General features: G+C 56.7%; 13 protein-coding genes. 1 reads left to right on the forward strand and 12 read right to left on the reverse strand.

Going from position 1 to position 13,840, the window contains the following annotated elements; genetic code table 11:
- Positions 1-100: 100 nt before the first annotated feature.
- The gene (gene pobA / locus FDY98_RS15560) at positions 101-1,285 is read right to left on the reverse strand and encodes a 4-hydroxybenzoate 3-monooxygenase (protein WP_022521169.1); all 1,185 of its coding nucleotides are present in this window, start codon (positions 1,283-1,285) and stop codon (positions 101-103) included.
- 142 nt (positions 1,286-1,427) lie between these two features.
- On the opposite strand from pobA, the gene FDY98_RS15565 reads away from it, so the two are divergent.
- Complete coding sequence (locus FDY98_RS15565) at positions 1,428-2,345, forward strand: helix-turn-helix domain-containing protein (RefSeq protein ID WP_022521168.1); 918 nt, start codon at positions 1,428-1,430, stop codon at positions 2,343-2,345.
- On the opposite strand, the gene FDY98_RS15570 is transcribed toward FDY98_RS15565, so the two are convergent.
- The 11 genes from FDY98_RS15570 to FDY98_RS15620 form a co-directional block, all read right to left on the reverse strand.
- A complete protein-coding gene (locus FDY98_RS15570) occupies positions 2,338-3,789 on the reverse strand; it encodes an aldehyde dehydrogenase (protein ID WP_022521167.1) in 1,452 nt (483 codons plus the stop codon). The two genes, FDY98_RS15565 and FDY98_RS15570, sit on opposite strands and share 8 nt — an antisense overlap.
- Positions 3,790-3,854: 65 nt before the next feature.
- Positions 3,855-5,144, reverse strand: coding sequence for a TRAP transporter large permease (locus FDY98_RS15575; RefSeq protein ID WP_022521166.1), 1,290 nt, complete (start codon positions 5,142-5,144; stop codon positions 3,855-3,857).
- Positions 5,134-5,661 carry a TRAP transporter small permease gene (locus tag FDY98_RS15580; protein WP_022521165.1) on the reverse strand — a complete coding sequence of 176 codons (528 nt, stop codon included), beginning with the start codon at positions 5,659-5,661 and terminating at the stop codon, positions 5,134-5,136. Before FDY98_RS15580 ends, FDY98_RS15575 begins: the two co-directional genes overlap by 11 nt.
- Positions 5,662-5,673: 12 nt before the next feature.
- On the reverse strand, positions 5,674-6,699 hold the full coding sequence (locus tag FDY98_RS15585; RefSeq protein WP_022521164.1) for a TRAP transporter substrate-binding protein: 1,026 nt from the start codon (positions 6,697-6,699) through the stop codon (positions 5,674-5,676).
- A gap of 324 nt (positions 6,700-7,023) precedes the next feature.
- Entirely contained in the window at positions 7,024-7,668 is a 645-nt protein-coding gene (gene pcaG / locus FDY98_RS15590; RefSeq protein ID WP_022521163.1) for a protocatechuate 3,4-dioxygenase subunit alpha, read from the reverse strand.
- A 15-nt stretch (positions 7,669-7,683) separates the two neighbouring features.
- On the reverse strand, positions 7,684-8,406 hold the full coding sequence (gene pcaH / locus FDY98_RS15595; RefSeq protein WP_022521162.1) for a protocatechuate 3,4-dioxygenase subunit beta: 723 nt from the start codon (positions 8,404-8,406) through the stop codon (positions 7,684-7,686).
- Between the two features lie 125 nt (positions 8,407-8,531).
- Complete coding sequence (pcaQ, locus tag FDY98_RS15600) at positions 8,532-9,479, reverse strand: pca operon transcription factor PcaQ (RefSeq protein WP_022521161.1); 948 nt, start codon at positions 9,477-9,479, stop codon at positions 8,532-8,534.
- Positions 9,480-9,796: 317 nt separating this feature from the next.
- A complete protein-coding gene (gene pcaDC, locus FDY98_RS15605; protein WP_022521160.1) occupies positions 9,797-10,966 on the reverse strand; it encodes a bifunctional 3-oxoadipate enol-lactonase/4-carboxymuconolactone decarboxylase PcaDC in 1,170 nt (389 codons plus the stop codon).
- Between the two features lie 11 nt (positions 10,967-10,977).
- Positions 10,978-12,180, reverse strand: coding sequence for a 3-oxoadipyl-CoA thiolase (gene pcaF / locus FDY98_RS15610; RefSeq protein WP_027958846.1), 1,203 nt, complete (start codon positions 12,178-12,180; stop codon positions 10,978-10,980).
- A gap of 26 nt (positions 12,181-12,206) precedes the next feature.
- Positions 12,207-12,980 (reverse strand): CoA-transferase subunit beta, encoded by a 774-nt coding sequence (locus FDY98_RS15615; RefSeq protein WP_022521158.1) that lies wholly within the window; start codon positions 12,978-12,980, stop codon positions 12,207-12,209.
- Positions 12,980-13,813 carry a CoA transferase subunit A gene (locus FDY98_RS15620; protein ID WP_022521157.1) on the reverse strand — a complete coding sequence of 278 codons (834 nt, stop codon included), beginning with the start codon at positions 13,811-13,813 and terminating at the stop codon, positions 12,980-12,982. The genes FDY98_RS15615 and FDY98_RS15620 overlap by 1 nt, the downstream gene beginning before the upstream one ends.
- Positions 13,814-13,840 lie beyond the last annotated feature (27 nt).

Consider the following 13,840-nt stretch of genomic DNA (forward strand, 5'->3'; position numbering starts at 1 on the left):
TCAACAACTTCACGAAGTTTCATGGTATTTAAGCAAAAAAGCCCAAGCGATCACTTGGGCAATGAGAACAGAATGAGAGTAAAACGTTAAGTATTAACGGCTACTCAAGCGACTCATAGGGCAAACCGACATAATTTTCGGCGATGGTGGTCATGCCTGCTTTGGAGCTGGTTACGTAGTCCAGCTCGGCCAACTGCATGCGGCTGTTGAAATCTTCCTCATCAGAGAAATTGTGCAGCATGGAGGTCATCCACCAGGAGAAGCGCTCCGCCTTCCAGATACGCTTCAAGCACGTTTGCGAATAGCGCTCGATCAAATCCGTGCGGCCTTCCTGGTAGACCTTCACCATTAGCCGATAGAGCGTATTGACGTCGCTGGCGGCCAGGTTAAGCCCTTTAGCACCGGTGGGCGGTACAATATGCGCCGCATCGCCGACCAGGAACAGCCGCCCGTACTGCATTGGTTCGACCACATAGCTGCGCAGCGGTGCGATGCTCTTCTCGATGGAAGGCCCGGTGACAAGCTTGGCGGCCACCTCGTCTGGCAGGCGGCGTTTGAGCTCTTCCCAAAAACGCTCGTCCGACCAATCTTCTACCTTTTCATCCAGCGGTACTTGAAGGTAGTAACGGCTGCGGGTGGCGGAGCGCATGCTACACAGACTGAAACCACGCTCGTGGCTTGCGTAAATCAACTCATCAGAGACCGGAGGAGTATCCGAGAGCATCCCCAGCCAGCCAAACGGATAAACTTTTTCAAACTCTTTGATGCGGTCTTGAGGAATCGTCTGGCGGGAGACGCCATGATAGCCATCACACCCGGCGATGTAGTCGCAGTCGAGCCTAACCGTTTCACCACTGTGTTCAAAGGTGAGATAGGGGCTGTCACTCTCCAGGTCGTGGGGCTGAACGTTTTCTGCTTCATAAAGCGTTGTCGCGCCAGCGGCGGCGCGTGCCTCCATCAGATCCCGCGTCACTTCGGTTTGGCCGTATACCATGACTTTGCTGCCGCCGGTCAGTTCATCCAGTGCGACCCGCACGCGGCGGTTGTCGAACACAAGCTCAAAACCGTCATGGGGTAGGCCTTCTTTATCCATGCGCTGGTCAACACCCGCTTCGCGCAGCAGGTCTACCATGCCCTGTTCCAGCACACCGGCGCGGATACGGCTCAATACATACTCACCGCTGCGCCGCTCAACAATCACATTATCAATGCCTTGACGATGCAGCAGCTGTCCCAGCAATAGGCCTGAAGGCCCTGCGCCAATAATCGCGACCTGTGTCTTCATAGGGATGCCTCATCATTGTCATTATCTAAAACTTATGACTTGTATTTTTCAATGAAACACGCCGCATAATAAGGCATGATCTAGATCAATTATTGGACATTTAGCGTGTTATTACCCAACCTTAGTCGTAGAGGAGATATAGATGATGACAGCCTCGTCGGCAACCTCCGTTCCGGTATTTAAGCTCTATGGCGAGACGCAGCACTGGCCCACGCCCGACTTGCTCCACTGTGAGTCCATCCCCGAGCGCAGTCGTCTGCACGACTGGCGTATCCGGCCGCACCGCCATGCCGACCTCGTGCATATTCTGTTTATTTCTCACGGTAGCGTTGAGTTAGAGCTGGAGGGAACAAGCCACCAGCTGCAAAGCGCCAGCGCTATCGTGGTGCCCGCAATGGCTATTCACGGCTTTCTCTTTTCACCGGATGTGGAAGGACACATTATTACTCTGGCCAAGCCGCTGGCCGACCACTTACATGCACTAATGGGTGAGAGCAGTACGCTAAAAAAAGCCGACTTCTACTCTCTACCCCAGGCAACTCAGGCTGAACGAATTGCCACGCTGGTGGCTCAGATCGACCAGGAGTACCGCCAACCCGCCCCCGGACGCAACAGCCTGCTCGAAGCGCTTATCCAAGCCTTGGTGGTAGAGCTATCGCGTCTTAATACCGCTGGGCATCCAGCAAAACGTTATGGCCCCCGCCAAAGTGACAAGGGGCGGCAGCATATAGAGCACTATCAAGCGCTGGTCGAAGCGCACTATCGCGAACAACCTAGTATTGAGGCGTTAGCCGAGCAGGTAGGGGTGAGTAGCGCGCACTTGAATATGCTGTGTCGACAAATCGCCGGTCGCAGCGCCCTGCAATTGCTGCATGAACGCCTACTACTAGAAGCCAAGCGCCAGCTCACCTATACCAATATGACCATTGGCCAAGTCTCTGACAGCTTAGGCTTCTCTGAACCGGCTTACTTCACGCGCTTTTTTAAGCGTAATACAGCGCTTTCGCCGCGTGAATTTCGGCTGCGTCAAACGGTGGCGGTTAACGAGATCACTAAATAGGATAATGCCTTGGCCCTAGCTGCATCGTCATCCAGCGTAACTCTGTGAACTCTTCGATGCCTGCCTTACCGCCAAAGCGTCCGTAGCCGCTGGATTTCACTCCGCCGAAGGGCATTTGCGGTTCATCGTGTACCGTGGGCGCATTGATATGGCAGATACCCGTTTGTAAGCGCCCTGCCACTTTCATGGCGCGTGCGCTATCGCGGCTGAACACCGCTGATGAGAGGCCGTACTCGCTATCGTTAGCGATGCGCACTGCCTCTTCTTCACCATCAACACGGATCACTGCGACGACCGGGCCAAACGACTCTTCGCTATATAGCCGCATAGCACTGGTCACACCATCGATGACCGTGGCCTGCATCACCACGCCCTCGGCTTTACCACCCGCGGCTAAGTGCGCGCCTTGAGTGACTGCGTCATCGATGAGGCTATTTAGTTTTTCACCTGACTGCGCGTTGATTAAAGTGCCCAGGCTGTTGCTTTCATCACGTGGGTCGCCTGCTTTTAGCGCCTGAGCCCGCGCGGCAAACTTCTCCACAAAAGTATCCGCCACTTGGTTATCAACAATAACCCGCTCGGTGGACATGCAGATCTGGCCTTGGTTAAAGAACGCGCCAAAGATTGCCGCGTCCACGGCAGCGTCTATGTCGGCATCATCCAATACCAAAAACGGTGCCTTGCCACCCAGCTCAAGCAGCACGGGCTTTAAATACTTGGCCGCTTGCTCGGCAATGATTTTTCCAACGCCCGTGGAGCCAGTGAAGTTAATCCGCCGCACAGCAGGATGGGCAATTAACGCGCTTACCACGTCAGCGGCATCTTCAGGCGCGTTGGTAATCACGTTGACGATGCCCTCGCCCAACCCCGCTGCTTGCAGCACTTCACCAATTAAATGGTGTGTCGCTGGGCACTGCTCAGAAGCCTTCAAGATCACGCTATTACCACACGCTAAGGGCGTAGCAATGGCTCGCGTACCCAGAATAATCGGCGCATTCCAGGGCGCAACACCCACGACGACGCCACACGGGATGCGCACGCCCATGGCTATGCTGTCAGGCACGTTAGAGGGGATGATATCGCCCTGGATCTGGGTGGTTAACGCCGCCGCCTCACGCAGCACATCAGCCGCCACTTTAACGTTAAAACCTGCCCAGCCAAGGGTAGCGCCAGTCTCTTCTACCATCCGATCAATGAAATCCGCTTGGCGCTGCTCCATTAGTTCGGCGGCTTTCAGCAGCTTGGCGCGCCGCTCCCCAGGGCCCGTTTGTGACCATGCCTCAAACGCCTGGCCTGCGGCGTCGGCGGCCGCGTTAGCGTCACCGACACTTGCCGCCGCAGCAGTGGTCACCACTTCACCGCTTAACGGATTCGCACGGGTAAAGGTGGCTGTATGCTCGGCAGGGGTAGATTGGCCCGCTAACATTAGCTGAGTGGTGAACATGTCATAAGCTCCTGTAGTTGTGGTTGTGATCGCGCTGGCTTGAATAGAGGCAAGCGTACTTGCCGCTAGAGTAGAAACAGCGTGCTTAAAATGGGGAAAGCAATTAATAACGCCAGCCGTATCAGGTCGGAGACGACAAAAGGCGCCACCCCTTTAAATATCTCCCCCAGCCCCACGTGCGGTGCCATCGCTTTAATCACGAACACGTTCATCCCCACCGGCGGGGTCATCAGCCCCAGTTCAACGGTCAGTACGGTCAAAATACCGAACCATACCGGGTCGATACCCATCGCCTGAATAATCGGATAAACCACCGGTACGGTGATTACTAGCATGGCGATGGAGTCCATAAACATACCCAGCACAAAGTAGAGCGCCAGAATGCACAGCACCACGACGATAGGGGTTAGATCCATGCCGTAGAGCAGATCAGTAATCGAAAATGAAATACGCGACACCGAGATGAAGTAACCGAGCGTCTCAGCTCCCACCAGCATAAAGAAAACCACCGCAGACAGCGCCAAAGTCTCTTGTACGCTGTGCCATAGCTGCGCACCGCGCATGCCTTTCACTAGGGCGTAAAGCAGCGTGGCGAACGCACCGACGCTAGCGCCCTCCGTCGGTGTAAAGGCACCAAAATAGATACCTAAAATCATCACCAGAAAAACGCCAAAGAAGGGCACTAAGCCGGTTAGCGAGAGCAGTTTCTCTTTCCAAGCAGTGGGTTCACCCGCCACGGCAAGGGAAGGGCGCAGGTACATGACTACTGTAATGGTCAGTGAATACATCACCAGCCCCAGCAGACCGGGAATCAGCCCTGCCATGAACATATCGCCAACGGACTGTTCGGTAAGAATGGCGTAGATAAGCAGCGCGATACTGGGCGGAATCATAATACCCAGCGTGCCGCCTGCAGCCAGCGCGCCGGTCGCTAAGCCACGGTTATAGCCATAGCGCTCCATCTCCGGCAATGCCACCCGGGTCATGGTGCTCGCCGTGGCTAACGAAGAGCCGGAGATAGCGGAGAAGATACCGCAAGAGCCCACGGCCGCAATCGCCAGGCCGCCCTTCCAGCCACCGCAAATCACCCGGGTTGAATCAAATAGTTTACCGGCCATCCCCGAATGAGCAGCCAGCACACCCATTAAGATAAACATGGGCACGGCGCTGAAGCTGTAGTTGGAAAGTACCTCTACCGGGACGGTTTTTAACTGAGCGACAGCTGCGTCCCAGCTAATGATCTGGGCAAAGCCCACCACCCCCACGATCAGCATCGTGAGAGCAACCGGCACGCGCAGAATCATCAATACCAATAAAAGCCCTAACCCAATGGCACCAATCGCTTCACTCCCCATGAGCTGCCTCCTCACCTGCGGCATAAATCATGCCCAGCAACGCATGAATAAAACTACGCAGCCCGAGCAGCAAGCTGAGCACCGCTGCCAACTGGAAAATGGGGCCCATCGGCAGGCGCAGGTCTTGGGTTATTTCGCCGTGCCGACTGGCCGCTGCGGCCGAATCCAGCAAGCCCACAAATAGAATGAGCCCCAGCGCCATAAAGCCGAGGAAAAAGAACCCTTGCAAGCGATTTTTTATCGCTTGCGGCAAGCCGTGAGAGAACGCCTCTACCACCACTTGGCTTTTCTCCACATTAGCGGCCATGGCGGCTAATAGCGCAAACAGCATCAAATAGCTGACCAGCTCTACGCTGCCAGAAACGCGCAGTGCAATCGCACCTTCCGTTACACGCGATAGATAACGCGTACTTACATCGGCAATGGTCACTGCCAGCAGCCCAATCAGTGCGATGCCAGCCACCAAGCGACAAATGAGGGCCAGCCAGTGGCTGGCCCTGTAGAGAGTAGACTTCATAAAACCTTACCCCTATTGGGTACCACAAGACTCACTGGCTGCCAGTGCTGCTTGATATACATCTCGAACCTGATCCAGACCGCGCTCTTCCAACTGCGTTAGGTAGTTCTCAATGCCCGTTTCTAGCGGTTCCTGCCAGTCAGGATGCTCTAGCGGATTGGCGATTTCACGAATGGTATGGCCAGCGTCGGCCGCCTCTTGTTTACCTTCCACATCTAGGCGATCAAACACCGCACCGGCGTTTTCAGCCCATTTCATGCCTGAGTTATTATCGATCACCGCCTGCTGTTCGGGCGTCAAATTATCGTACGAACGCTGATTCATGGTGGCGACAAAGATCAACGTGTAAAACGGTACTTCAGTGTGGTAGCTCACCAACTCGTTAATGCGGAAGCCTTTTAAACCTTCCCAAGGAAAGCTCAAGCCATCAATCACGCCGCGCTGCATGGAGGTATAGATGTCTGGCGCTGGCATACCCACCGGGCTTGCACCCATATTTTCCAGCATCTCACCCGCCACAGCGGTGGGGCGGCGTATACGCAGCCCTTCCAGGTCGGCAGGCGTTTGCACATCGGTGTCGATGGTGTGGATGCCACCGGGGCCCGTGGTAAACATAAACAGCGGGCGGGTGTCTGCGTATTCGCTGTCCAAATGGCCGTCATCATAGAGCGTTTGCAGTACGCAAGCACCTTGCGTTGCCGTACTCGCTACCCCAGGTAGTTCAACGATCTGTGAGAGGGGGAAGCGACCGGCAGTATAGCCCTGGGCGGTGGCGCCAATATCGGCTATACCGTTGGCAGCGGCTTCATAAATGGAATCCGGTTTGGCTAGGGTACCGGCGGGAAACATTTGAATGGTTAGTTCACCATTGGATTCTTCTTCAATGGTATCAGCCCACGCCTGCAACACATCTTGGTTAACGCCTGAAGGGCCAGGCCAAAAGTGCGCCATACGCAGCGTAGTTTCTGCCTGGGCAGAGCTAACGGCAAGGCCAGCAATCGCTGCCGCCAACACACAACGGGATAGGGACATTTTCATAGGAACCTCCAGGACTTTCTTGGATTATTGTAAGTTCGTATAGCGAATACTAGTTCGCTTTAAGCATTCACATTAATTCACTATGAGGCGTAGGGCTAATCGACATTCGTCTATGTTCAGGCTATGTCGCCCGGTCTTTTCAGCTTCCTGCCTCGCATCACCAGTGTTGCTGCTTTCACGCCGTCTCCAAAAGGTACAATGACGGGTAAAAGTTGGATTTTTACAAGATCAATGCCCGACCAAGGTCGAACCCAAACAAAAAAAGCGCTGCTTACGGATAAGCAACGCTTTTCAGTTTTATTTACAAACTTTGCAGACGAGGGGCTAGAAATCAAAAAACACCGTCTCGCCTTCGCCTTGCAGGCGGATATCCAAGCGATAACGCACTTTGCCATCAGCTTCTTCCCGCTTGGCAATCAGGGTTTGCCGACGCGCCGGAGACTCGATACGTGATAGCACCGGGCACTGCGCATTCACTTCAGCCTCATCATCAAAATAGAGCCGCGTTTGCAGGTGGATGTTCACTCCACGGGCAAACAGCGTCAGGTTAATATGCGGTGCCATTAACTGCCCGCTAGGGTGCTCCACCGCGCCGGGCTTGATGGTGGTTAACGACCACTCGCTACCATGATCAAATGTGGTGGCGGTACGCCCAAAGCTGTTGAACGGCTTGCTGAGGTCGTAATCGGCTTGATAGTGGCCGTTGGCATCAGCTTGCCACGCCTCGACAAACGTATCGCGCACCAGATCACCGTTGCCGTCGATGACGGTACCGACCACTTCGATATGCTCACCCTCAGCATTGGGTTTGGCCATCTCGTTCCAGATCTCTTCCTCACGGACGGGGTTGCCTGCCGCTGCGAGTGCAAGACCAATATGCACGTAGGGGCCAGCGGTTTGCGAGGCAGTTTCACGCAGCATCAGCGCGCTGGTCGGCTGGCTGTTGGGCTGAATAGAAGGCTGTTTCATGATGTATCCTCGCCCTTATTGGTTTTCAAAGTAGGTTTGCAGCTCGCCGCGCACCACAATGTCAAAGCGATAGGCTAGGCAATCCATTGGCTTGCTGTGGGCCATATCCAACCGTCCGATCATAGTTTCAACGGCGTCAGGGTCCTTCAGCGTATGCACAATCGGGCAGAGAGGAATCAGCGGATCGCCCTCAAAATACATCTGGGTAATCAACCGAGTAGAGATTGAAGGGCCGGTGACTGATACGTGGATATGCGCGGGTCGCCAGCTATTCATGTCGTTGGGCCATGGGTAAGGACCAGGCTTGATGGTACGGAAACGGTAAAAGCCTTGGTCATCGGTCAAACAGCGACCTACACCGCCAAAGTTAGGATCCAGCGGTGCCAGACACTTATCGTTTTTGTGGCGGTAGCGACCACCGGCATTGGCCTGCCACATTTCCACCAGCGTGTGCGGTACTGGCTTACTGAACTGGTCGACAACTCGGCCAAACATGATGATCCGTTCACCTTGCGGCAACCCCTGACCTTGGCTGAAATTCATCAGTAGGTCGTTGTCATGCGGCCCCATGCGCAGATGACTAAAATTGGGACCAGTCAACTCAGATACGGTCGGCTGCTGCATGCTCACTAGCGCTTGCTGCGGCGAGCGTGCCACCGAAGTTTTGTAGCCCGGCGCGTAGGCAGGCGGGTGCCAGTTGCGGTCACGGGTCACAAAGCGGTTATGATTATTTTGCATGGCAAAATGCTCTTTATGGCTACAGGGGCAGAGGGGCATTGCCCCTTTACACTTTTACTCGCAAAGTGTGACCTGCGGCTCAGCCCTTGCCAATTGAAGAGTCATCTTCGCCCATAACTCATAGGTTATGGCTTTTGCGACCTTGGTTGAATGCGCTCAGCTGCCACCTGGCGTAGGGTTTCGCAAAACGCTTCACGGGGCAGCGACGTTTCCATGCTCGCATTCGTACAAATGCCCACCGAACCACCATGGGCTTCAAACGGCAGCGCGACCTTCACCAACTGACCTTTTTCCAATTCTTCGGCCACCGCTTCCCGGGGGGCTATCCAGAGCGCATCACTCTCCAGAGTGTAGCGATAGCTAACGGGCAGCGAGAGAGTTTCCAGCAGCCGCGGCGGCAGCTTAATGGCATGGCGCACGCAGAAACTGTCCACCTGCTGTCGCAGCGTGGTCTGCGGCGGCGGTAGCGCCCAGGGATAGGCAACCAGTTGATCCGCCGTGACCGGCGTGACGTGGGCAAGCGGGTGCTCTTTTCGCGCGACGATAACCAAAGGCTCATAATAGAGGTGTTCAAAGTAGAGGTCGCCAATCTCTCGCGCCTCGGTCATCCGCCCAACCACCATATCCAGCTCGCCCAGGCGCAGGCGCGACAGTAAATAGGCGCTGGCCCCGGTCACCACCGATACACTGGTATCGCCCTGGCCCGGCGGCGCGGCGGTATGCCAGCGCTGTATCGCCACTGGCAACAGGCGGCTCTCAACAGTGGAAAGCGCCCCGACGCGCAGCCAACGCCCGCCCCGGTGGGCATCGCCAATAGCGCTGACGCCTTCATCCAGCGCCCGTATGGCAGGGCCTGCATGTCGGAGCAGCGTCAACCCCGCTTGGGTAAGCGACACGCCTTGCGACGTGCGTTCGAAAAGCGGCGCTTCAAGAATCTCCTCAAGCTCGCGTATTGCCTTGGAAATGCCCGGTTGAGTAATCGCCAGCGCCTCGGCAGCACGCGCAAAGCTGCGCCGCTTGGCCACTTCGAGAAACGCCATCAAGTGACGTAGTTTGATTCGAGCGTTCAGCATGGCGTTCTATATCAGCGAAAAAAGATGCCCTACTTTCGCCGATTAGCGCAAACAATGAAAACGCTAAATTGACGCGAGTACGGTAAGCCGTGTGTCAGCCTGCACGCAGCTGGATATAACCAAGCTGCAAGCAAGGAGTAGCTCTTTTGCGATAGAGCGTTTCATCACTTAACCCTCTTGTTGTCTTTGTTGAGGGGTACAGCACCATCACACTGCTTTTGGCTATGCCGGGGTGTTGGCACTTCGATCAGCAATGGCTCACTCACTTTGCAAATGCATTGTTCTTAAAAAAAACAACCGCTCATGGAGCCACTAATCTACTCACCCCAGCCCAACTCCTTAGCGAGGGCAAAGGCGTGATTGGCGGCCGGAACGCCACCGTAAATCGCCACGTGCATCAGTACCTGGCGCAGTTCAGCTTCTGTCAGCCCAATCCGCTTAGCCGTTTTTAGGTGCAGCGTTAACTCTTCACGGCCAAGCGCGGCGAGAATACCGGTGGTAATCATGCTGCGCTCGCGGCGGGTTAGGTCGTCATTGGTCCAAAGCTCGCCCCAGGCCAGGCGGGTAATCATCTGCTGGAAGGGGGCGTCCAGGCTGTTGGCGTTGGCGGTAGAGCGCGCTACATGCTCGTCTCCCAGTACCTGCTTGCGGGTCTCCAGGCCTGTGGCGTAAGCCACGCCGTGGTTCGCCACGTCGCCCAAATCGGCGGCGAGCACCGTGAGTAACTTTTGTGCGAAGTGCGCCGGGGCTTCTACCGAGGGCACGTGGCCCACGCCGTCAAAAATCTCCAGTGGGACGCCGCCGAGTTCCTCAGACAGCGCTTCCAGCGTCGCGGGCGGGGTGGCCATATCTTCGCTGCCGCCAAATAGCTGCATTTCTACGTGCTTCGACGCCAACTTACCGGCAAACGTATCGCGGCCAAGCATTTCGCACAGCTGAGCGTAGGACTCATCGTCGCCACGGCCCATTTGTACGCACCATCCCGCTTGCAGCGCCGGGCTTGCCTCAAAGGCCTTTGGTGCAAACCAGCGCGGCACGATCTCTTCAGACATCGCCGCCAAGCCTTCCTGCCGCACGCGGCCTGCGCGGGTATTCCATAAGTCCGGGTTGCCGATCACTGCGCCGGTGTTGGTCAGCGTCGCAGTAAGCAGGCGGTCAGGGTGCGCCGCAATCAACTGCTGGCCGACCACGCCACCAATTGAGGTACCGGCGAAGTGAAAGCGCTCAGCGCCAGCAATATCTGCCAGCGCCAACGCTTCAGTGGCCAGGTCAGCGGGCGTAATCTGCTCACCGCTGACCGCTTGGCTTGCGCCGTGGCCGGGTAGATCCCAGGTCAGCACTCGGTAGCGGGGCAGCAGCGCGGGGATCACGTCGTCCCATACCGCTTGGCTCATGCCCAGCGGATGCGCCAGCACGATAAGTGGATTCACTTCCGAGCCGAGCAATCGGTAAGCGACGCTGCGGCCATTGATGCTATGAAATGCCATGATGGTCTCCGTTAAACGCGTTCAATCAGCGTGGCGATACCCTGCCCCACACCTACACACATGGTACACAGTGCGTAGCGCTTGCCGCTGTTTTGCAACTCATGGGCGGCGGTCAGCAACAGGCGGGCACCGGACATACCCAGCGGGTGCCCCAGCGCAATCGCGCCGCCGTTCGGGTTGACGCGTGGGTCGTCGTCGGCCAGGCCGAGGTCGCGCATACACGCTAACGCTTGGGCGGCAAATGCCTCGTTGAACTCAAACACATCGATATCGTCCATGGCAATACCGGTGCGCTTCAGCAGTTTCTGCACTGCCGGTACCGGCCCGTAGCCCATGATGCGCGGCTCGACGCCTGCCGTGGCCATACCAATAATTTTCGCCATCGGCTTAAGACCGTGCTGTTTGACCGCCGCTTCGCTGGCCACCAGCATGGCTGCCGCGCCGTCGTTGACACCGGAGGCGTTACCCGCCGTGACGCTGCCACCTTCACGAAAAGGCGTCGGTAGGCCTGCGAGCTTCTCCAGCGTGGTTTCCCGCAGATGCTCGTCCTGGTCAAAGATCAGCGGTGCCTGCTTGCGTCGCGGGATTTCGATGGCGGTGATTTCCTGGGCAAAGCGCCCGGCCTTTTGGGCGGCAGCGGCCTTCTGCTGAGAGCGCAGGGCAAAGGCGTCCTGATCTTCGCGAGAGATATTGAACTGCTCGGCGACGTTCTCTGCGGTCTCCGGCATGGAATCGACCCCAAACGCTTTCTTCATCAGCGGGTTGACCAAGCGCCAGCCAATGGTGGTGTCTTCGAGTTTTTGACTACGGGCGAAGGCGCTATCGGCCTTGCCCATCACGTAGGGCGCGCGAGACATGGACTCCACGCCGCCGGCCAACGCCAGCTCCATTTCACCCGCTTTAATGGCGCGAAACGCGGTACCCACCACGTCCATACCCGAGCCGCACAGGCGGTTCATGGTCGTGCCGGGTACCGAAGTGGGAATGCCCGCCAGCAGCGACGACATGCGCGCCACGTTACGGTTATCTTCCCCGGCCTGATTAGCACAGCCCATGAAGACTTCTTCAATGGCGGCAGGGTCGAGATCCGGCGCTTCTGCCAGTACGGCTTTAAAAATCGTCGCGGCAAAATCATCCGGGCGTACGCTGGCCAGGGTGCCACCAAAACGTCCCACGGCGGTGCGGCGGGGATGACATAGAAAGACGTCTTGCATAACAACATCGCTCATAAATAGCTCCTTTATGCGTCCGCGTGGGCCCGTTCGGTGCGCGCTTTGAGCTCACGCAAAATCGTCAGCTCGTTTTCGCTGGGCTCTGGAGTGCTTTCGAGCTGTTCGGCAAAGCGGATTTCCCAGCCGGTCGCGTCAATAACGTCTTCGCGGGTAACGCCAGGGTGCAGCGATACCACCACCAGCTCCTTGGTCTCCGGATCAGGCTTCATCACGCACAGGTCGGTAATCACCCGGGTGGGGCCTTTGCCGATATTAGGTACGTTATCGCGCCCTTTGCCGTCGCGGCCAAAGCCTAGCGTGGTGACGAAATCGACGTCTTTCACAAAGGCCCGCTTGGAGTGCTTCAAGGTGATAAACACTTCACCGGCATTGGTGGCGATTTCTGGTGCGCCACCGCCGCCCGGCAGGCGTACCTTAGGCGCTTTGTAATCGCCGATCAGCGTGGTGTTAAGGTTAGCAAAGCGGTCGATTTGCGCGGTGCCTAAAAAGCCCACGCTCACTTTGCCGCCCTGTAGCCAGTAGCGGAACATTTCGGGCACTGCCACGGTGGTCAGCGCTGACTCACACAGTTCGCCATCGCCGATGGAGAGCGGCAGCGTATCGGGCTTGGTTTGCAGCGTGCCGGACTCATAAATCAGCACCACATCAGGGGCGTGAGTCAGCCGCGCCAGGTTGGCGGCTTCCGAGGGAAGGCCGATGCCCACAAAGCAGGTCATGCCATTTTCAAGTGCCCGCGCAGCGGTCACCGACATCATTTCAGAAGAGGTATATTCCAGACTCATTAGGCTTTCTCCCCTGCATGATGTTGGGCAACGTTATAGACGTTGTCATCGAGCCACTGGGTGAAGGTGTCGCGGTCGCGAGCAATCGCATCCCACTCTTTATAAAAGCGGTTGCTGCGGCCGTAGTAGCCGTGGGTGTAGGAAGGCAGCGCGCCTTTCTCCGCTACCGCAACGGCGCTGATGGCCCAGCTGGGAATCACGCAGGCGTTGGGGGTAGCCCCCAGGCCATCAACAATCTCTTCCACCGTGACAATACTGTGCTTGGCGGCGAGTACGGCTTCTTTCTGTACGCCAACGATACCCTCTACCAGCACGTTTCCCTGACGATCCGCCCGTTGGGCGTGGATAATTGAGACGTCCGGACGCACCGACGGCACGGCGGCCAAGCGCTCACCGGTGAACGGGCACTCGATGAATTTGATTTGATCGTTGACGCTGGGCAGTTCGCTGCCGATGTAGCCACGAAAAACAGCCAGTGGTAACCCCGCGGCGCCCGCTTCGAAGGCGCAGGCCATGGCAGCGTGGCTATGCTCAAGAATCTCGATCTTGCACGGCCAGCCTTTCTCAACCGCATCACGCAGGCGGTGTAGCGATCCCACACCAGGGTTACCACCCCATGAGAAGATCACTTTTTTAGCACAACCCGCGCCAATCATCTGATCATAGATGATATCGGGGGTCATGCGGATCAGCGTCAGGTCACGTTTTTTCTGACGGATCACTTCGTGACCGGCAGCAAACGGAATCAGGTGGGTAAAACCTTCCATGGCCACGGTGGCGCCGTCTTGGACGTAGCGCGCTACCGCGTCATGCAAGCTGAGAAACTCGGCCATGATGGGTGCCTCTTAGCGGGTCGTTGG

It is taken from the genome of Halomonas sp. PA16-9 (assembly GCF_009728585.1).
GTDB classification, from domain to species: Bacteria; Pseudomonadota; Gammaproteobacteria; order Pseudomonadales; family Halomonadaceae; genus Vreelandella; species Vreelandella titanicae.

Coding starts and splice junctions, on each gene's coding strand:
- FDY98_RS15615 (WP_022521158.1), bottom strand. CDS start 12,980: ATGAGTCTGGAATATACCTCTTCTGAAATGATGTCGGTGACCGCTGCG.
- FDY98_RS15570 (WP_022521167.1), bottom strand. CDS start 3,789: ATGTTCACCACTCAGCTAATGTTAGCGGGCCAATCTACCCCTGCCGAG.
- FDY98_RS15580 (WP_022521165.1), bottom strand. CDS start 5,661: ATGAAGTCTACTCTCTACAGGGCCAGCCACTGGCTGGCCCTCATTTGT.
- FDY98_RS15565 (WP_022521168.1), top strand. CDS start 1,428: ATGATGACAGCCTCGTCGGCAACCTCCGTTCCGGTATTTAAGCTCTAT.
- FDY98_RS15575 (WP_022521166.1), bottom strand. CDS start 5,144: ATGGGGAGTGAAGCGATTGGTGCCATTGGGTTAGGGCTTTTATTGGTA.
- pcaF (WP_027958846.1), bottom strand. CDS start 12,180: ATGCAAGACGTCTTTCTATGTCATCCCCGCCGCACCGCCGTGGGACGT.
- pcaG (WP_022521163.1), bottom strand. CDS start 7,668: ATGAAACAGCCTTCTATTCAGCCCAACAGCCAGCCGACCAGCGCGCTG.
- pobA (WP_022521169.1), bottom strand. CDS start 1,285: ATGAAGACACAGGTCGCGATTATTGGCGCAGGGCCTTCAGGCCTATTG.
- pcaH (WP_022521162.1), bottom strand. CDS start 8,406: ATGCAAAATAATCATAACCGCTTTGTGACCCGTGACCGCAACTGGCAC.
- FDY98_RS15585 (WP_022521164.1), bottom strand. CDS start 6,699: ATGAAAATGTCCCTATCCCGTTGTGTGTTGGCGGCAGCGATTGCTGGC.
- pcaQ (WP_022521161.1), bottom strand. CDS start 9,479: ATGCTGAACGCTCGAATCAAACTACGTCACTTGATGGCGTTTCTCGAA.
- pcaDC (WP_022521160.1), bottom strand. CDS start 10,966: ATGGCATTTCATAGCATCAATGGCCGCAGCGTCGCTTACCGATTGCTC.
- FDY98_RS15620 (WP_022521157.1), bottom strand. CDS start 13,813: ATGGCCGAGTTTCTCAGCTTGCATGACGCGGTAGCGCGCTACGTCCAA.